Source organism: Arthrobacter sp. SX1312 (genome assembly GCF_002929295.1).
Lineage (GTDB): Bacteria > Actinomycetota > Actinomycetes > Actinomycetales > Micrococcaceae > Arthrobacter_D.
The window spans coordinates 288,479-307,333 of the sequence record NZ_PJIM01000002.1 but is presented as its reverse complement, the minus strand read 5'-3'; the positions used below and the strand labels follow the sequence as shown (position 1 = coordinate 307,333).

General features: G+C 68.6%; 19 protein-coding genes. 12 read left to right on the top strand and 7 right to left on the bottom strand.

Annotated features, from left to right (window positions below; all coding sequences use genetic code 11):
- Window positions 1-43 precede the first annotated feature (43 nt).
- Window positions 44-1,468: a GntP family permease gene (locus CXQ92_RS08825; RefSeq protein ID WP_104167307.1), complete on the top strand. Its 1,425-nt coding sequence runs from the start codon at window positions 44-46 to the stop codon at window positions 1,466-1,468.
- An 85-nt stretch (window positions 1,469-1,553) separates the two neighbouring features.
- A complete protein-coding gene (locus tag CXQ92_RS08820; RefSeq protein WP_104167305.1) occupies window positions 1,554-2,495 on the top strand; it encodes a sugar phosphate isomerase/epimerase in 942 nt (313 codons plus the stop codon).
- 26 nt (window positions 2,496-2,521) lie between these two features.
- On the opposite strand, the gene CXQ92_RS08815 is transcribed toward CXQ92_RS08820, so the two are convergent.
- A complete protein-coding gene (locus CXQ92_RS08815) occupies window positions 2,522-3,553 on the bottom strand; it encodes a LacI family DNA-binding transcriptional regulator (RefSeq protein WP_258069831.1) in 1,032 nt (343 codons plus the stop codon).
- 278 nt (window positions 3,554-3,831) lie between these two features.
- Between CXQ92_RS08815 and CXQ92_RS08810 the strand changes: the two genes are divergently transcribed.
- From CXQ92_RS08810 to CXQ92_RS08770, 9 genes are all read left to right on the top strand, one after another.
- Complete coding sequence (locus tag CXQ92_RS08810; RefSeq protein WP_104167301.1) at window positions 3,832-5,151, top strand: extracellular solute-binding protein; 1,320 nt, start codon at window positions 3,832-3,834, stop codon at window positions 5,149-5,151.
- Window positions 5,152-5,177: 26 nt separating this feature from the next.
- Window positions 5,178-6,065: a carbohydrate ABC transporter permease gene (locus CXQ92_RS08805; RefSeq protein ID WP_104168172.1), complete on the top strand. Its 888-nt coding sequence runs from the start codon at window positions 5,178-5,180 to the stop codon at window positions 6,063-6,065.
- Window positions 6,066-6,068: 3 nt separating this feature from the next.
- The gene (locus CXQ92_RS08800) at window positions 6,069-6,959 is read left to right on the top strand and encodes a carbohydrate ABC transporter permease (RefSeq protein WP_104167299.1); all 891 of its coding nucleotides are present in this window, start codon (window positions 6,069-6,071) and stop codon (window positions 6,957-6,959) included.
- Between the two features lie 17 nt (window positions 6,960-6,976).
- Complete coding sequence (locus tag CXQ92_RS08795; protein ID WP_104167297.1) at window positions 6,977-8,158, top strand: Gfo/Idh/MocA family protein; 1,182 nt, start codon at window positions 6,977-6,979, stop codon at window positions 8,156-8,158.
- Window positions 8,151-9,224 (top strand): sugar phosphate isomerase/epimerase, encoded by a 1,074-nt coding sequence (locus CXQ92_RS08790; protein ID WP_104167295.1) that lies wholly within the window; start codon window positions 8,151-8,153, stop codon window positions 9,222-9,224. The genes CXQ92_RS08795 and CXQ92_RS08790 overlap by 8 nt, the downstream gene beginning before the upstream one ends.
- Window positions 9,221-9,916, top strand: a complete 696-nt coding sequence (locus tag CXQ92_RS18635; protein WP_104167293.1) for a ThuA domain-containing protein — start codon at window positions 9,221-9,223, stop codon at window positions 9,914-9,916. Before CXQ92_RS08790 ends, CXQ92_RS18635 begins: the two co-directional genes overlap by 4 nt.
- The gene (locus CXQ92_RS08780; protein WP_104167291.1) at window positions 9,901-11,034 is read left to right on the top strand and encodes a Gfo/Idh/MocA family protein; all 1,134 of its coding nucleotides are present in this window, start codon (window positions 9,901-9,903) and stop codon (window positions 11,032-11,034) included. Before CXQ92_RS18635 ends, CXQ92_RS08780 begins: the two co-directional genes overlap by 16 nt.
- A 186-nt stretch (window positions 11,035-11,220) precedes the next feature.
- A complete protein-coding gene (locus CXQ92_RS08775; RefSeq protein WP_104167289.1) occupies window positions 11,221-12,051 on the top strand; it encodes an oxidoreductase in 831 nt (276 codons plus the stop codon).
- A 69-nt stretch (window positions 12,052-12,120) separates the two neighbouring features.
- The gene (locus CXQ92_RS08770; protein ID WP_104167287.1) at window positions 12,121-13,005 is read left to right on the top strand and encodes an NAD(P)-dependent oxidoreductase; all 885 of its coding nucleotides are present in this window, start codon (window positions 12,121-12,123) and stop codon (window positions 13,003-13,005) included.
- Between the two features lie 28 nt (window positions 13,006-13,033).
- On the opposite strand, the gene CXQ92_RS08765 is transcribed toward CXQ92_RS08770, so the two are convergent.
- From CXQ92_RS08765 to CXQ92_RS18630, 5 genes are all read right to left on the bottom strand, one after another.
- The gene (locus CXQ92_RS08765; protein WP_104167285.1) at window positions 13,034-14,251 is read right to left on the bottom strand and encodes a cation:proton antiporter; all 1,218 of its coding nucleotides are present in this window, start codon (window positions 14,249-14,251) and stop codon (window positions 13,034-13,036) included.
- 66 nt (window positions 14,252-14,317) lie between these two features.
- Window positions 14,318-15,472 (bottom strand): glutamate--cysteine ligase, encoded by a 1,155-nt coding sequence (locus CXQ92_RS08760; protein ID WP_104168171.1) that lies wholly within the window; start codon window positions 15,470-15,472, stop codon window positions 14,318-14,320.
- A gap of 17 nt (window positions 15,473-15,489) precedes the next feature.
- A complete protein-coding gene (locus CXQ92_RS08755; RefSeq protein ID WP_104167283.1) occupies window positions 15,490-15,912 on the bottom strand; it encodes a hypothetical protein in 423 nt (140 codons plus the stop codon).
- 186 nt (window positions 15,913-16,098) lie between these two features.
- Complete coding sequence (locus CXQ92_RS08750; RefSeq protein ID WP_104167281.1) at window positions 16,099-17,367, bottom strand: LssY C-terminal domain-containing protein; 1,269 nt, start codon at window positions 17,365-17,367, stop codon at window positions 16,099-16,101.
- A gap of 205 nt (window positions 17,368-17,572) precedes the next feature.
- Entirely contained in the window at window positions 17,573-17,695 is a 123-nt protein-coding gene (locus CXQ92_RS18630; RefSeq protein WP_258069830.1) for a hypothetical protein, read from the bottom strand.
- A 36-nt stretch (window positions 17,696-17,731) separates the two neighbouring features.
- Between CXQ92_RS18630 and CXQ92_RS08745 the strand changes: the two genes are divergently transcribed.
- Window positions 17,732-18,343, top strand: coding sequence for a CPBP family intramembrane glutamic endopeptidase (locus CXQ92_RS08745; RefSeq protein ID WP_104167279.1), 612 nt, complete (start codon window positions 17,732-17,734; stop codon window positions 18,341-18,343).
- Window positions 18,344-18,369: 26 nt separating this feature from the next.
- Here CXQ92_RS08745 and CXQ92_RS08740 read toward each other — a convergent pair whose 3' ends face one another.
- Window positions 18,370-18,834: a GyrI-like domain-containing protein gene (locus CXQ92_RS08740; RefSeq protein WP_104167277.1), complete on the bottom strand. Its 465-nt coding sequence runs from the start codon at window positions 18,832-18,834 to the stop codon at window positions 18,370-18,372.
- Window positions 18,835-18,855: the final 21 nt, after the last annotated feature.

The following is an 18,855-nucleotide window of genomic DNA, read 5'->3' as shown; positions in this document are numbered from 1 at the left end:
TGATCCCGACGGCTCAACCGATGCGATCAAAGGTGCTCCCGTCATGCCAATCCTCCTTCCAGCCGCCGTCGACGACGCCCTGGTCCTGGCCGAGAGGCCCTCCTGGACGCTCATGGTCATCGCCGTCGCGGCCATCGTGGCCCTCCTGCTACTCATCATCAAGGTGCGCCTCCATGCCTTCTTCGCACTGATCATCATCAGTGTGCTCACCGCGCTGGCGGCCGGTATCGGTGTCGCCGATGTCATGACCGTGGTGATCGCCGGGTTCAGCACCACCGTCGGCACTGTCGCCCTGCTCGTGGGCTTCGGCGCGGTCCTCGGCCGGCTGGTCGAGATCTCGGGTGGTGCGCAGGTGCTCGCCGACGCGATGCTCCGCCGGTTCGGCGAGAAGAGGGCACCCCTGGCCCTCGCGGTCGCTTCGCTCTTCTACGCCTTCCCGATCTTCCTCGATGCCGGCTTCATCGTGATGCTGCCCATCATCTACACGGTCGCCCGCCGGCTCGGCGGCTCGTTCATGCTGTACGTCCTGCCCTCCATCGGCGCCTTCCTGATGATGCACGCCTTGACTCCGCCGCATCCCGGCCCCACCGCCGCTGCCACCGTCATGGGAGCGGACGTGGGCATGGTGGTGCTGATCGCCCTCCTGGTGGGCCTGCCCACCTGGTATCTCGCCGGGTACAGGCTGAGCCTCATCATCGCCAGGCGTTACCCGAACATGCCCGTCCCCAACCTGCTGGGGGAGGCGGACCTCGACGACGACATCCCCCGCCCGGGCTTCTGGACCATCATCTTCGTGCTCCTGCTGCCCCTGGTGCTGATCTTCTTCAACACCCTGTTCTCGACCCTCGAGGCGAGTGGCGCGGTCGGCGAGGACAACACGCTCTTCCAGCTCTCGAGGCTGATCGGCAACACGCCCGTGGCCCTGCTCATCGCCGCCCTGTCCGCGATGTACCTGCTCTACATGCGGCCGCGCCGCGGCCGTGGACGCGTGGGCGGCGCCCTCGAGGACCTCGTCGACAACGCCCTGGCCCCCGTATGCTCGATCATCCTCATCACCGGCGCCGGTGGCGCCTTCGGCCGTGTGCTCACGGAGACCGGCATCGGCACCACCATCGCCGACGGCCTCGATGCCATGGGCCTCCCGGTGATCCTCGCGGGATTCCTCGTCGCGGTGGCCTTCCGCGTGGCACAGGGATCGGCCACCGTCGCCGCCACCACGGCCGGTTCCATCATGGCTCCCGCAGTCGCGGAACTGGGGTTGTCCGGCGTTGCGCTGGCCGCGATCGTGGTGGCGATCTGCGCCGGGTCGATCACGTTCTCCCACGTCAACGACTCCGGCTTCTGGCTGATCGGCAAGTTCTGCGGCTTCGACACGGTCACCACCCTGAAGACCTGGACCGTCGTCGGCACCGCGATCGGCTTCATGGCCTTCGCCCTCGCCTGCGTCGTCTACGTCATCGCCGCCTGAGGCAGGGTGCCCGTCGTCGGACGTCCAGCCCCGTCCCATGCGTCCACCCGTCCGTCCGCCCATCCCCGAAACCAAGGAGAACACCATGACCCCCACGCCCGAGACCTGGCCGATCGGCGCTGCCCTGCTCAACTTCACCGGAACCACCGCGGACGGCCGTGACCGCACCGCGGCGGGGCCGGAGGCGTGGCGGCAGACGCTCCGTGAGGTCCGCGCCGCCGGCTTCGACCACGTGGACCTCACCGACTCCTGGGTCCGCCCGGGCGACCTCGATACCGAGGGCAGGAGGCAGCTGCTGAAGACGGCCCGCGCCTACGATCTGGCCTTCAGCGACATCGCGGTGACGCGCAAGAGCGTGATCACGCCCGACGAGGACCAGGCGCAACAGAACATCGCCTACGTGAAGCGGACCATCGACGCTGCCGCGGACCTGGAGGTACCCATGGTGTGCCTGGGCCTGCACGACCCGTTCACGGAGGCCCAGAAGGCAGCGACCTGGTTCTGGCTGGCGCCCGGGGTCGAGGACGAGGACACGCAGGACAACCGGGACAAGGCGGCGGCGCGGTTCCGGGAACTCGGCGAGTACGGCGCCGCGCGGGGTGTCAGCATCTCCCTCGAGATGTACGAGGGGACCTTCCTCGGCACGGCCGACAGTTCGGTCCAGCTGGTCACCGCCGTGGACCTGCCCACCGTGGGGCTCTGCCCCGACATCGGGAACATCGTGCGCCTGCACCGCGAGGTGGAGGACTGGCGGGAGATGCTGACCAAGATGCTGCCGTACACCAACTACTGGCAGCTCAAGAACTACTTCCGGGACTACGACCCCGCCACGGGCGCCTATGCCTCCGCGCCGGCGCCGCTGGCCCTCGGGTTCATCAACTATCGCGAAGCCATCGGGATGGCTCTCGAGGCCGGCTTCGACGGACCGATGTGCGTGGAGCACTACGGTGGCGACGGCCTCAGCGTCACGGCCATGAACCGGGACTACATCCGGGACATCCTGAAGGCGAAGCTGCCCGAGGGCTGATGCGGCGGCCGGGGACAGGACCCGGGTCAGGAGGGTGGCGGAGCCGTCGAGGACCGGACGATGAGCTGGGTCGCCAGCTCGACCCGCGTCAGATCGGGTTTCTCGCCCTCCATCTCCCGGATCAGGGCGCGGACGGCGGTCCTTCCCATCTCCCGCAGGGGCTGGGCGACGGTGGTGAGTTGGGGAGAGGTCTGTTCGCTGAGATAGGTCCCGTCGAAGCCGATGACGCTCAACTCTCCCGGTACGGAGACATCTCGGGCATGGGCTTCGGTGAGCACGCCCAGGGCGATGCTGTCCGACGCGGCGAAGATGGCCTGCGGCGGCTCGTCGAGGGCGAGGAGGCGGGCAGCACTGCGGCGTCCTGTCGCCGGGTCGAAGGTCCCCGCCAGCACGTAGTCCTCGGAGAGGGGGATCCCGCGCTCGAGCAGGGCAGCGGCATAGCCGTGCTCGCGGTCCTGGCTGCACTCCGCGCTCGTCGGTCCGCCGATGAAGGCGATGCGGGTATGGCCGAGACCGAGGAGATGCTCGGTGGCCGCCTTGCCTCCTGCCCAGTTCGTCGCTCCGACGCTGGCCACGCCCGTGCCCGGTGGGTTGATGGGGTCGATGACCACGACGGCGATCCCCCGCTTCTTCACCTCCCTGATCTCCTTCGGAGACCATCGGGATGTCACGAGGACCAGGCCGCGGCGGCCCTGGGACTGCATGTTCTCGGCCAGGTCGCGGGGTTCGCGATGCGGTCGGCCCGTCGTCGACAGCACGATCTCGAGGCCGTGGCTCTCGGCGCATTCCAGGATCCCGTCCATCACCTCCGCGTAGTACGCCGTCGTCACGCTGTCCACCGCGACGTCGATGAGCGTCGACGTCGGCGGAGCCAGCGCATGGCGCTGCCCGGGTGGTCGGTACTCGGCGGTGCGGAGGGCCTCCAGGACCCGCTTCCTCGTGGCCGGGGCGACGTCCTCCCGGGCGTTGATGACCTTGGACACGGTAGGGATCGACACTCCCGCGAGTGCCGCGACCGACCCCAGCGTGGCTCTCGTCCTGACTTCGAGTTCCGACAATGTTTCGACTTTCTCCTCGTATGCGACGTCACGGGCAAGGCTTCCACACTGCTGCGCCCCTGTGAAGCGCTGGTGGGACCCGCCGAAAAACGCCGACTGGAAGGCCATTGACCTCACCGATGTGATGTGAGTTACTTTACCTTGTAAGTTTGTTGTTATCGAAAACATTTCGAATTCCGTTCCGCAGCGTGGCGGTCAGCGACCGCGTCCCCGTGGAACTGACCTGCCTATTCCCGCCAGACGTCACCCATGACGCCGAGTCGACTACGGAAGAACTGATGAACATGCGAACTACCAAGACCCTGACCGCCACGGCCTCGGCCCTCGCGCTCGCCCTCGGCCTCACCGCCTGCGGATCCAGCGGCCCGGCGGATCCTGCCGCTGATTCCAGTTCTCCCACCATGTGGGCCCTCACGGGTAGCAGTGAGGACATCTTCCGCTCGTCGGTCGAGCGCTGGAACGAGGAGAACCCGGACAAGTCGATCAACCAGGAATTCTTCGCCAACGACGCCTACAAGACCAAGGTGCGCACGGCGGTGGGAGCGGGTGAGGGGCCCAGTTTCATCTACGGCTGGGGCGGAGGCGTCCTCAAGTCCTACGTGGACGCCGGGCACGTCGACGAACTCGACGAGTTCCTCGCCGAGAACCCCGACGTCAAGGATCGCTACATCCCCTCCGTCCTCGAGAACGGGGTGATCGACGGCAAGACGTACGCCCTGCCCAACAACAACATGCAGCCCGTCGTCCTCTACTACAACAAGCAGGTGTTCGAGCAGATCGGCGCCGAGCCCCCCGAGACGTGGGACGAGCTGATGGCGCTGGTCCCCAAGTTCAACGACGCGGGAATCGCCCCCTTCGCCCTGGCCGGCCAGTCCAAGTGGCCGAACCTCATGTGGCTGTCCTATCTGGTGGACCGGATCGGTGGGCCCGAGGTCTTCCAGTCCATCCTGGACGGTGAAGAGGACGCCTGGTCCGACCCCGCGGTCATCGAAGCGCTGACCAAGATCCAGGAACTGGTCGACGCGGACGGTTTCGTCAACGGCTTCTCCTCCATCGCGGCTGACGCCGGAGCGGACAGCGCCCTCCTCTACACGGACCGCGCCGCCATGATGGTGCACGGCGGCTGGGTCTACCAGAACCTGAAGAACGATGCTCCGGAGTTCGTCGAATCGGGTGAGGTCGGTTTCGTCCCCTTCCCCGCGGTCGAGGGCGGAGCGGGCGATCCGGCCAACGTGGTCGGGAATCCTGCCAACATGTGGTCCCTCTCGTCCACGGCGTCGGACGAGCAGAAGGACGACGCGCTGGCCTACCTCAAGGACGAGCTGTTCAGCGAGGAGTACACCCAGGCGATGATCGATTCCGGCGCGGTTCCCGCCGTCAACGGCATCGAGGACCAGCTGGCACAGTCCGAGGACAAGGACTTCGTCGAGTTCGTCTATGGTCTCGCGCAGGACGCGCCGAGCTTCCAGCTCTCGTGGGACCAGGCGCTCAGCCCTGCCCAGGGAGACGCCATGCTCGCGAATCTGGACCAGATCTTCATCGGTCAGATCACGCCGGAGCAGTTCGCCGAGAACATGAACGCAACGCTCGGTAAATGAGCACCATCCTGAAGCCCAAGCCCGGGATGGCGGTCCGGGGTCCCCGGACCGAGGGTCCCTCGGCGTGGATGGTGGTCCCGGCGCTGGTCTTCTTCCTGACCTTCGCCGTCGTCCCCCTGCTCGGGGTGGTGTTCCTCAGCTTCACCAGCTGGAACGGACTCGGTGCGATCTCGTGGGCGGGACTGGACAGCTGGCAGACGGCCCTCACGGATTCGGTGACCCTCAACGCTCTCGTCGTCACGGCGAAGATCATGGTCTACTCCCTCGTGGTGCAGGTTCCCATCAGTCTCCTCCTGGGCGTGTTCACCGCCGGCAACCAGCGGTACAGGGCGCTGCTGGCCGTCCTGTACTTCGTCCCGCTCCTGCTGTCATCGGCAGCGGTGGCCATCGCCTTCAAGGCACTGCTGGATCCGAACTTCGGGATGGGGCCGGGACTGGGGATACCTGCGCTGGCGCAGAACTGGCTCGGCAACGAAGATCTGGTGCTCTTCGTGGTCATCTTCGTCATCGCGTGGCAGTTCGTGCCCTTCCACACCCTGATCTACCAGGGTGGGGTGCGGCAGATCCCGGCCTCCTTCTACGAGGCCGCCCAGATCGACGGGGCGGGCCGCGTGCAGCAGTTCATCCACATCACGCTGCCGCAGCTGAAGTACACCATCATCACCTCGTCCACCCTGATGGTGCTGGGATCGCTGGCCTACTTCGATCTCATCTTCATCCTGACGGCCGGCGGCCCGGGGTACGCAACACGTCTCCTCCCGCTGCACATGTACCTCACCGGGTTCAGGGCGAACGACATGGGCGCGGCCAGCGCCCTGGGTGTGATCCTCGTCGTCGTCGGCCTGGTCCTCGCGCTCGTCCTGCAGCGGATCGGCGGCAAAAACCGCAGCGCAAGCCAATTGGAAGGAGCGTAGGCCATGGCAATAGTCACCGATGCGGCACCTGGTGCCCCGGCGCAATCGGATGAGCGCGGTCAGCGGAAGCGGCTGGGCCGGCGTACGCCCAATTTCCTCGGAGGCCTCGGGGGGTGGGTATGGCTCGCGCTGATCATCCTGCCCATCTACTACGTGGTCATCACGAGCCTCAAGAACCAGGCAGGCTTCTTCGGATCGAATCCCCTGGCGCCGCCCACCGAGCCGACACTGGCCAACTACCGGACGGTTCTGGAGGCCGACTTCGTCCGATACTTCGCCAACAGCGTGATCGTGACGCTGGGAAGTGTCATCCCGGCCACCGCGGTCTCCTTCATGGCCGCCTACGCGATGGTGAGGGGACACGGGCGCATCATCGCGTCCGCGAACACGCTCTTCCTGATGGGGCTGGCCATCCCGCTGCAGGCGACGATCATCCCGATCTACTTCATGATCACGAGGGCGAACCTCTACGACACCCTGCTTGCCCTGATCCTGCCGTCGATCGCCTTCGCCATCCCGATCTCCGTGCTGATCCTCTCGAACTTCCTCCGGGACGTACCCCGCGAGCTCTTCGAGTCCATGCGGCTCGACGGGTGCTCGGAGTTCACCATGATGTGGCGCCTCGCCCTACCGCTGGTCCGCCCCGCGGTGGTCACGATCGCCATCTACAACGCCCTGCACGTGTGGAACGGCTTCCTCTTCCCGCTGATCCTCACGCAGAGCCCCGACAAGCGGGTCCTGCCGCTCTCCCTCTGGGCCTTCCAGGACGAGTTCACGGTGAACATCCCTGCGGTGCTCGCGGCCGTCGTGCTCTCCACCCTTCCTCTGGTGGTCCTCTACGCGCTGGCCCGCCGCCAGCTCGTCAGCGGACTGACCGCCGGTTTCAACAAGTAGAAAGGAACCGCAGCCCTATGGCACCCACACTGAGACCTGACCTGAGGGTCGGTATGGTCGGCTACGCCTTCATGGGAGCGATGCATTCCCACGCCTGGCGAACGGCGCCGCGCTTCTTCGACCTCCCCCTCCACCCCGAACTCGCGGTCCTCGCCGGGCGTGACGCGACGGCCGTCAAAGCCGCCGCCGACACGATGGGGTGGCAGGACACGGAAACGGACTGGCGGTCGCTCGTGGAACGGGACGACGTCGACCTGATCGACATCTGCACGCCGGGCGACACGCACGCCGAGATCGCGATCGCAGCGCTCGAGGCGGGAAAGCACGTGCTCTGCGAGAAGCCCCTCGCCAACTCCGTGCAGGAAGCCGAGCGGATGGCGGTCGCGGCACGGGACGCCGCGGAGAAGGGCGTCTTCGCGATGTGCGGATTCTCCTACCGCCGGACGCCCGCGCTGACCCTTGCCCGCCGGCTCGTCGAGCAGGGGAGGCTGGGAACGGTCCGGCACGTCCGGGCGCAATACCTCCAGGACTGGCTGTCGGACGCGAAGGCGCCGATGACGTGGCGCCTGGACAGGACCAAGTCGGGGTCGGGGGCCCTCGGCGACATCGGAGCGCACAGCATCGATGCTGCCCAGTACGTGACCGGGCTGGAGATCTCGGGCGTCTCGGCGCTCCTGAACACCTTCGTGCACGAGCGCCCCCTCAGCGGGACGCGCGTGGGCCTCGGTGGATCGGGTGCGGACGACGGCGGGACCGGCCAGGTCACCGTGGACGACGCGGCGATCTTCAGTGCGCGCTTCGACGGGGGAGCGATCGGCGTCTTCGAGGCCACCCGCTTCGCGCTCGGCCGGAAGAACTCGATGCGACTGGAGGTGAACGGAACCCTCGGCTCGTTGGCCTTCGACTTCGAGAACATGAACTCCCTCGAGTTCTACGACGGAACGGTGCCGGCGGAGACCGCAGGCTTCAGCACCATCAACGTCACGGAGCCCGACCACCCGTACACCGGCAACTGGTGGCCCGCCGGGCACGGCCTCGGGTACGAGCACGGGTTCACCCACCAGGTGGTGGACCTCGTGCAGGCCATCGCGGACGGTCGGACGCCGTCACCGTCGTTCGACGAGGCGCTGCGGGTGCAGAGGGTCCTGCACGCCGTCGAGCAGTCCGCCTCGAGCGATTCGGGGTGGCAGCATGTCTGACGCCGTCCCGGCCGCGAGCACGCCGCCGCGCCCCGTGACGCTGTTCACGGGGCAATGGGCGGACCTGCCGTTCGAGGAGGTGGCGCGTCTCGCCGGCGAGTGGGGGTTCGACGGCCTGGAGATCGCCTGCTGGGGAGACCACCTCGACCCCGTGCGGGCAGCGCACGACGACGCCTACGTCCAGTCCAAGCTCCGCGTCCTGGAGAAGAACAACCTCACCGTCCATGCGATCGCGAACCACCTCACCGGGCAGGCCGTCTGCGACGACCCGATCGATGAACGCCACCGCGCCATCCTCGCCCCCGACGTCTGGGGAGACGGGGACGCCGAGGGCGTCCGGCAGCGGGCCGCGGGTGTCCTGCAGGACACCGCACGAGCAGCAGCACGCCTCGGAGCGTCCCTGGTGACCGGTTTCACCGGCTCGTCGATCTGGAAGTACGTGGCGATGTTCCCGCCCGCATCCGAACAGATGATCACCCGGGGCTACGAGGACTTCGCCGCCCGATGGAACCCCATCATGGACGTGTTCGACGCCGAAGGGGTCCGTTTCGCCCTCGAGGTCCACCCGTCCGAGATCGCCTACGACTACTGGACCGCCCGGCGGACCCTGGACATCATGAGCGACAGGCCCGGATTCGGTCTCAACTTCGACCCCTCGCACTTCATCTGGCAGGACCTCGACCCGGTGATGTTCCTCCAGGACTTCGCGCCGCACATCTTCCACGTCCACGTGAAGGAATCCGTCCGACAGTTGAACGGTCGCAACGGCCGGCTCGGCTCGCATCTGGCGTGGGGCGACCCGCGCAGGGGGTGGGACTTCGTCACGGCAGGCCACGGCGACGTCCCATGGAATCCGATCTTCCGCATGCTCAACTCGATCGGCTACCAGGGGCCGACCAGCATCGAATGGGAGGACGCCGGCATGGACCGGCTCGTCGGCGCCCCGCAGGCACTCGCCCTCGTGCGGGACCTGGCGACGATAGCCCCGTCGGCCGCGTCCTTCGACGCAGCATTCTCAGCTCCGGCGCAGGGCCGTGAGCGTCCGATCACGAAAGAGGCACCATGACCAGCAAGGAAGCTCTCGTCGTCCGCGGGGGATGGGACGGGCACCAGCCCGTCGAAGCCACGGATCGATTCATCCCGTTCCTCCGGGAGCATGGTTTCGCCGTGCGGATCGAGGAGTCCCCGAAGATCTACGCCGACGCGGACTACATGTCGACAGTGGACCTGATCCTGCAGTGCAACACGATGAACACCATCGAGAAGGACGAGTTCGCCGGTCTCCGGACGGCGGTCGAAGCGGGAACGGGACTGGCGGGCTGGCACGGCGGGATCGCCGACTCGTACCGCAACGAGTCCGACTACCTCCACCTGATCGGCGGGCAGTTCGCGTGCCACCCCGGCAAGCACCCGGAGGAGAGGATCGGCGAGCAGTCCGACAACTACGTGCCGTACCGGGTCACCATGCTCCCGGCCGCCGCGGACCACCCCATCACCCGCGGGATCGGGGACTTCGACCTCGTCACGGAGCAGTACTGGGTGCTGGCCGACGACTACATCGACGTGCTCGCGACGACGACCCAGGCCGTCCGCGAATGGGACCCCTGGCACCGCCCGGTGACGTCTCCCGCCATCTGGACCCGCCAGTGGGGCAAGGGCCGCATCTTCGTCTCGACCCCCGGCCACCGCGTCGAGATCCTCGACGACCCGAACGTCCGCACCATCATCGAAAGGGGTTTGCTGTGGGCGAGCCGCTGAACGTCGGAATCATCGGCTGCGGAGCGATCGTAGCCCAGTACCTGAAGACCCTGCCATCGCTTCCATCCGTGAACCTCCTGGCCGTCGCCGATCTGGACTTCGGCCGCGCCGAGGCCGTGGCGGCGTCGCAGGACGGGGTGCGGGCGCTGACCGTGGACGAGCTGCTGGCCGACCCCCGGATCGACACCGTCCTGAACCTCACGATCCCCGCAGCGCACGCGGAGATCGCCACGCGTGCGATCGCCGCCGGGAAGCATGTGTACGGCGAGAAACCCCTGGCAGCGAACACGGACGAGGCCAGGAAGGTCCTCGCGCTCGCCGCGGAGGCAGGCGTCCGGGTGGGGTGCGCGCCGGACACGGTCCTCGGGACCGGCATCCAGACAGCCCGCCATGCCATCGACAGCGGCCTGATCGGCCGGCCCATCTCCGCGACCGCCACCATGGTCACCCCCGGCCACGAGCGGTGGCACCCCAATCCGGACTTCTACTACGTGCCCGGGGGAGGTCCCCTGCTGGACATGGGCCCGTACTACGTCACCGCGCTGGTCACCCTGCTGGGTCCGGTCACCTCCGTGATCGGCGCCGCCAGCCACACCCGCTCGGAGCGGACCATCGGAGGCGGCCCCCGGGCGGGCCAGACGGTGCCCGTGTCCATCGACACGCATGTGACCGGTGTGCTCGTGCACGAATCGGGGGCCCTCTCCACCCTCGTGATGAGTTTCGACGCCGTGCAGACGCGGTCCTCCAACATCGAGATCCACGGCGAACAGGCCAGCATGACGGTCCCCGACCCGAACTACTTCGACGGGGAAGTGTCAGTCTGCGATCTCGCGAACAGGGAGAACGACAGGGAGATCGGGTGGAACGTCCTTCCCGTCAGCGCAGGCTACCTCGACGCCGGCAGGGGCTACGGACTCGCCGACATGGCACTGACGCCGGCCGGCGAGCAGCACCGCGCCAACGGTGAGCTTGCCTACCACGTCCTCGATGTCATGGAGTCGCTCCTGAAATCGGCGGCGGACGGCGCCTCGGTTCCGGTCCGGAGTACCGCGGACCGGCCGGCCGAGGTCCCCCTGGCATCGCTGACGGAGCCGGCGGAGGTCTCCGTCACCGCCTGACCTCCAGGCGCCCGTCGTCACCCGCCGTGCCCGAGGGCATCATCCTGTCCTCGGGCACGGCGGCTGACGGACCCCGTTCCGGGCCGCCGGTCGGGAGTTGATTCGTCACGGACCGTGTGACGATCCCGACCGGGACATCGACTGGTTGCATCGCCGGTAGAGCGCCGGCACTACGAAGGGAACCTTATGACGACCTGGCTGATCACCGGCTGCTCCACAGGACTCGGACGCGCCCTCGCGGAGGCCGCGCTCCAGCGCGGCGACAACGTGGTGGCCACGGCCCGCGATGCCTCGAAGGTCGAGGACCTCACGGCGGACTACCCTGACACGGCGCTCGCCCTTCCCCTCGACGTGACGGACAGCGGCCAGGTACAGGCGGCCGTCACGCGGGGCACCGAGACGTTCGGCGGGATCGACGTGCTGGTCAACAACGCCGGCTACGGATACCGCGCCGCCGTGGAGGAGGGCGACGACGACGATGTGCGCACCCTGTTCGACACGCACTTCTTCGGCGCCGTGGACATGATCAAAGCCGTCCTGCCCCAGATGCGGTCCCGCCGCGAGGGCACCATCGTGAACCTGTCCTCGATCGGCGCGAGGATCACCCCGGCGGGTTCCGGCTACTACGCCGCCGTGAAATCCGCGATCGAAGGGCTCACCGGGTCGCTGCGCAAGGAACTGCAACCCCTGGGTATCACGGCGATGGTCGTCGAACCCGGCGGATTCAGGACGGACTTCTCCGGCCGGTCCCTCCAGCAGTCCGCGGGAGCGATCGACGACTACGCCGACACCGCGGGCAAGCGCCGCAAGGAGAACGACACCACCCACGGAACGCAGCCCGGGGACCCTGTCAAAGCGGCAGCGGCCATCATCACCGCCGTGGGTTCAGCCGACCCTCCCGAAGTGCTCGTCCTCGGGGCCGATGCGACCACCGCCCACGCCGACGTCCTCCGGGCCCAGCTCGCCTCGCTCGAGACCTGGCGGGACGTCAGCGAGAGCACCGGGGTCGACGAGTAGCCGGCCCCGTCCGGACATCCCGACCGACCCGACCGACCCGATCGACATGCATCAACCCGAGGAGACACCATGAAAGTCCTGATCACCGGCGCCCATGGAAAGGTCGGTCGCGCCACGACGCAGGCGATGATCGACGCCGGACACGAAGTACACGCCACCGACCTCACGCGGCCCGGCTTCGAACGGAAGGCCGACGACGCACCCCGGTACACGATGGCGGACCTCACCGACGCCGGGCAGGCCTATGCCGTCGTCCACGGCGCGGACGCCGTCGTGCACATCGCCGCGATCCCCGAGCCGACCGGCAACCCGCCCCACGTCGTGTTCCAGACCAACCTGATGGCAACGTTCAACGTCCTCGAAGCGGCCATCCGTTTCGGCGTCGAACGCTTCGTCTACATCTCGAGCGAGACCGTGCCCGGGTTCTTCTTCCCCGAGCGTGACTTCCTGCCCGACTACGCACCCGTGGACGAAGAGCACCCGATCCGCCCGCAGGACCCCTACGCCCTGTCCAAGCATTTCGGCGAGCAGCTCATGGACGCCGCGGTGGCCCGGGCGGACATCCGGTGCATCTCCATCCGACCGAGCTGGGTCCAGTTCGAGGGCAACTACGAGCACAACCTCGGGCCGCAGATCCGCGACGCCTCGAACCTGAGCCCCAACCTGTGGAGCTACATCGACGTCTACGACCTGGCCGACGCGATCGTCCTCGCCACCGGGTCGGACCTGCCGGGGCACGAGGTCTTCTACATCGCATCCCCCGACAACGTGGGCGGCTACGACTTCGCCGAGATCCTCTCGAAGTACTACGGCGACCAGATCGAACTGCGCGCACTGGACCGTACGGACGCTTCGGGCATCTCCAGCAGGAAGGCCCACCAGCTGCTCGGGTGGGCACCCAGGCGATCCTGGCGCGATTACCTCGATGCCGACGGGAGAAGCCTCCCGAAGTAGACCCCGACGGCGCTGATGCTGTCCGCCATCACGGCCGCGACGCGGGAGGAGCCGACGTCGACGCCGCCGACACCCGCCCGTACAGTGCGGCCAGCGGCGCGGCGCTGAGCCCGTGCGCCAGGACGCTGAGAAGGATGGTGACGGCGATGACCGCCACGGCGTCGTCGGCCTCGTGGCCGAGCGCCTCCAGCGCGAGCAGGGCGAACACGATGGACGCCAGCCCGCGTGGACCGAACCAGCCCACGAACAGCACGGTGGGGCGGTCGAGGCCGGTGCCGATCAGGGACAGGGCCACGGGGACCATGCGCACCACCGTCAGGCTGAGCACCGCGTAGACGACGGTCAGCACGGTGATGCGTTCCAGGACGACGGAGACGGCGACGGCCCCGAAGACCGACCACACGAGCATCGACACCAGGCTGCCCGTCTGGTCGAGGAAGGCCAGTTCGCCCTCCGCGCGGGGGCCGGCGAACATGCCGAACGCCAACCCGGCGCAGAAGGCCGCGACGAATCCGTTGCCGCCCACCTCGACGGCACCGGCGTACGCCAGCAGGGCCAGGGCCAGGACGCCGATGCCCGCGAACTCCTCCGCGGCACTCCCGTGCTGCCGGGCCCGCCGCAGCAGCCATCCGCCGGTGCCTCCGATCACCGCACCCACCACCACACCGATGAGCAGCGTGATCACCGCCGGCCCGGCACCCTCGGCGTCCTCCACGCCGGCGGCGGCGGCCGCTCCTGCGATGGCCAGCAGGACGACGGGAGTGGTGATGCCGTCATTCAGGCCGCTCTCCACGGTGAGCAGCCTGCGGATCCGCGACGGCACGGCCGGGTTCGTCACCACGGGAAGCCCCAATGCAGCATCCGTCGGGGCCAGCGCGGCAGCCACCACGAAGGCCAGCCACAGTCCCTGCTGCGGGAACAGCCAGGCGGCCAGCGCCCACCCGACCACGATGGTCAGCGGCAGACCGAGGCCCAGGAGCCGCAGGAGCAGGCCCGCGTCACCGCGCAGCTGCTGCGCCCGGAGGCGGGCGGCGTCGGAGAAGAGCACCCACACCAGGGTGACCTCGACGAGGGGGGCGAACCTCTCCGGAGTCGCGGAGCCGTCGACCAGGCCGAGCCCCGCCAGGGCTCCTCCGAGGGCGAGGAACACGATCGGCGGTGTCAGATCGGCCCGTTGGAGGCGCGCCGAGACCAACGCCCATCCGAAGAGGGCCGCGGTGACGAGGACGATGGTCAGCTCGTTCATGGGGGCCTCCTGGCTCCTCGGTGCACTTGCGTCCGGTGCCCGGGAAGACCACCGGCCCTCATCGGGTCAGCCGACCCCGGGGTCCACGGCGTCCGCCGTGGTCCCGTTCCTGTTGAAGGCGTGAGTGACCTCCAGGGCATCGGTGACCACGTCCGCCAGGCGGCCGGTGCGGTGCAGGACGGCGCGCTGCCGGTCGGCGCCGGTGCCCCGATCGATCAGTCGGACGAACCCGTCCATCACGGCCTCGGTGTCCCCGGCGTCGGTCAGGGCCGGAAGGACATGATTCAGCAGGGATGCCACCACATCCCACGCCGGTGCCGGGCGTCCCGTCAGCGGATGCACGAGGTCCGCGCCCAGCCCGGACAGCCTCGCCTGCCAGCCGGCGAGGCGCAGCGCGGGCGAGGAGATCTTCGTCGGAGGCACGCCGGCGCGCCAGTCCTGCGCCGCTGTCTCCACGAGACCGCGGGCCAGGGCGGCGATCAATCCGGCGTCCTCGGCGAACAGGCACACGTCGGCCACCCGGATCTCCACGGTCGGATACGTCTGGGACAGCCGTGCATCGAAGTAGAGCATCTTGCGGTCCAGGAGGACCCCGGTGGCCATCAGCTCCTCTTCCCGGGCGCGGTAGGCGCCCACCGACCCGTACACCGGTGAGGGCCCGGCCGAGGGCCACCCCTGCCAGACCTGCGAGCGGTAGCTGGCGAAACCGGTGTCCTGTCCGTTGACGAAGGGGGAGTTCGCGCTCAGGGCCACCAGCACCGGCAGCCAGTTGCGGATGCGGTCGAGGACCCCCACGCCCTCCTGGGGGGACGTCACGAAGACGTGGACGTGCATGCCGCACGTCAGGTTCTCCCGGGCGAGGACGCCGTACCGGTCGACCATCCTGCCGAACCGCTCGGTCGGGTGGACGTGCGGGCGCCCGGGCAGGGGGGACGTGGCCAGGGCGGCCGCCCGTGCCCCGACCACACGGGCCGCCCGGTCCGCGACGGCACGGCCGAGGACGACGTCGGACACCAGCTGCACCAGCGTGCGGGGCGCGGAGGAGACCACCTCGATCATCTCCTGCTGCAGCTCGGCCTCGAGCTTCGGCCCGGTGCCGTCCTCGGCGTCCGCGTACTCCTCGAGCAGAGCCCAGGACGCCGGGAGCGGCAGGCCGCTGCCGCCGTCGACGAGAAGGAGTTCCTCCTCCACGCCGAACGTCCGCACTCCTTCGGCGTTCATGGTGCGCCCTTCACCGGTCAGCCGCACCCGAGCTCAGCCACGTACTCGTCGCGCGTGAGATCGACTTTGGCGGCCTCCTCCCGCAGGGCGGTGACGCCCTCGGACAGGGTTGCGCCATCGGGGACCTCGTCGACCGCCGTCTGGAACTCCCCGACCGCCTCGTTCAGGGCCTCCCTCTTGTCCTCGACCACGTCCCCGCCCTCCTCCATCAGATCGTCGAAGGTCCGCCGGACCTCCGCCCGCGCCGCCTGGACCTCATCGGCGGTCGCGCCCGGACGGAGCGTGTCCGTGAAATCGTTCACCGCGGTCCTGAAGGCGTCGGCGGAAGTGCAGGCCTGGTCCGTGTTCTCGCTCGGGGTGGCCGCACTGCAGCCGACCATCAGGGCGGCGGCCGTCCCACACATGATCAATCCGGCCAGAAGGTGTTTCGTCGTCGACATGGAGGGTTCCTCTCTGGAGCGCGGCGGTGGTGCGGCTGTGCCGGTCGCCGTTGGTCCCGCCATTGTTGGCCGCCACAGCCGTTCATGTCCTCACCCGCAAAGGATGTTGCTCGCTCCGAGGGAGGTCCTTCGCCGCGGTCCCGACGGCGTGGCCGGCCCGACGTGCCGACGTCCGCCGGGGCAGGATCACCCCGGGCGGTGCCGATGCGCGAACTCGCGTGAGCGCTGACTCGACAGGGCGATGATGAGCAGGATGTCGAGCGAGAGCCCCAGGAGCGTGGTCTCGAACGTCACCGGCGCACCGGTCCCGAAAGCGACCACGGCCTGGCTCGTGATGGCGACCGCACTGAGGATCATCGCGGTGATGCGGGCCCTGTTCCCGCCACGCAGCACGAAGCGGGCGAGGATCAGTTCGAAGAACCCGAACGCGTGGAGGACGACGGCGACGGCGGGGAGCACGCGGGCGTTCGATCCGGCAGCGACGAGGGCGTCCGCCGACCCGCCCAGGAGGGCCAGGCCGAGCGCCAGGGCGGCCAGCCCGCGCAACCCGACGAGGATCGCGCCGACCACGGTGGGGGCCGGCGTCGTTCGTCGCTGGTCCACCGGCGGCAGGGGTGCCTCCGGGTCCGGTTCCACGCCCGTGAGGTCCACGACGGGCAGGTTGCCGTCCGTCGAGATGGTGTCCCCGCCCCCGTTGCGGGAGTGGTATCCGGTGGAGAAGTCCTCGATGACCCTCACGCCGATGCCGGGGTCCGATGCCTGGAGCGACGCCAGGACGAAGTCCCGCTCCCGGTCCGTGTCCGCCTCGATCTTGTGCGTGATCTGGAGGGTGAACAGCGACAGCCCGACGGAGCGGTCGTACGTGCCCGCCGCCAGCCAGTCGACAGCCGTCCCGCCCGGCAGCACCCAGCCGGGCGGGCACGGCCAGAACCGGATGTGGTGCCGCTTGCCGGGACTGTTGTCCACCTCCTGCTGGTAGGCGAGGTCCTGCTGGCGCCCGAAGAGGAACAGGGGACTGACCGGAGCCTGGTCGTAGCTGCGGCGGCGGAGCGTGGCGGTGACGATCCGCCGGCTGCTGCGGAGATCGACGGCGTCCGCGAGGATCCATCCGGCTCGGCGCATCGCCGTGTGGAGCTGCTGGGCGGTGCCGAGCAGTGCGACGTTGACCGGGTCCCCGAGCAGCCCGTCGCTCGTCCGCGCGCGGCCGATGAAGTAGTCGGGAAGGTAGATGCGCGTCAGGATGCGGTGCACCCGGGGGAGGACCAGGTAGGCCAGGACCACCCAGAAGACGAAGCCGAACCACAGCTGCCCCCACTGCAGCGTCTCCTCGAGGAGGATGACGGCGAACCAGACAGCGGCAAGGCCGCTGAACGCGAACAGGGCACGATCGATGACGGTGTCACGGGCGCCGGCACCATCCTGGGCCGGCAGAACAACACCGGGCTGGGCGGTCATGCGGAGAACAGTACCGCCCCGTTCCCGGCTGTAGAAGGGCGGGGGCACGGCCCGCCCGGTTCGTCCGTGGGTCCCGCCGATCACCCGAACGGGAGGATTCCCGTCGGATGATCGGCGGCCTACGGTCTCGTTGAACACCTTTGCACCGGCGGACCTGTCCGGAGGCGTCGACCATGGCGGAATCCAACACCTCATCCGCTGCCCTCTAGCGCTCTCCCCGGATCAGACCGTCCACAGGGCCGGCGCTGCTGATGGTCGTGGCGTATGCCGCGGTCTTCAGCATCACCGCGGTGACGTCGGGCATCCCCTCCACGGAGTGGTTCGACACCTCTGCGAACGTCTGGCTACCGCGGTCCTGCCCTTGGTGGTCGCAACGATCGTCCTCGTCGCCTTCGTGTGGTGGTCCCGCTGGGACAGCATCTTCCGCGACAAGGAACGGCTGCAGGTCCCGGTCATGCTCCGGATCGCGGTCGCCGCCTTCGTCATCGTCATCGTCCTCCACCTCGTCTTCGTGGACTGGTCCGGCCTGGGCATGGACCTCCTGATCCCGATCGTCATCGTCGGGCTCCTGGTGGGTTTCGCCGAGGAGACCCTGTTCCGCGGCATCCTCCTCAGGGGCCTGAGGACCGACCGGCGCACCGAGCTGACGGTCGCCGTCGGTACATCGGTGGCCTTCGGCGTCTTCCACCTGACCAACCTGGTCACCGGCTCGCCCGTCCCCGCGGTCCTGAACCAGGTGCTCCTCGCGACGCTGACCGGGGCCATCCTCTACTCGTTCCGGAGGATCGGCGGTCTCCTGCTTCCGGCGATGATCGCCCATGGACTGTGGGACATCTCGCTCTTCCTGCCCCCGGCGAACCCCACTAGGTCGTCGTCGTTGATCGGCCTCGCCCTGGTGGTCGCCATCCCGGTGCTCGGCCTCGTCGCCCTCGTCGCGGTCGCCGTCACGGACCGCCGCGCCCCGTCGGAGGCCTGAGGTCGGGCGATCCGCTCCGAGGCTCGTCAGCCCCGGTGCACGGGCCAGCAGATCTCGGTCCGCCACCCCGCGGGATCCGGCTCCTCCTCCGGATCGCTGAGGTAGGTCTCCCACATCACCGGGCCCGGCGTCAGTGACGCGTCCGCGAAATAGCGCTCCAGCTCGGAATACGTGTCGGTCATCGTGTCGTAGGAGCCGACGTGGGTCGCTGCGACCACGCGCCCGGCCGGCAGGGACCCGGGCACCACGTTCCCCGCCGGAGCGATGACCGCGGAGACCGGGAAGCCCGCTTCGACATCGACGACGGCACCGGGCGGGCCGTAGTACTTCCCGAAGGGGGCCCCGGTGGGATGCACGCCCTGGGCCTGCAGCGCCGCCATCGTGTCCGTGAAGGCGCGGGGGAAGAACTCGGTGAGCTCCGTCATCGGCACCTTCTCCCGGACACCCGCCGTGAGTTGCTCGTCGTGCTCGCTGACCTGGATCGTCGCCATGGGAGCAACCCTCGTTGTGCC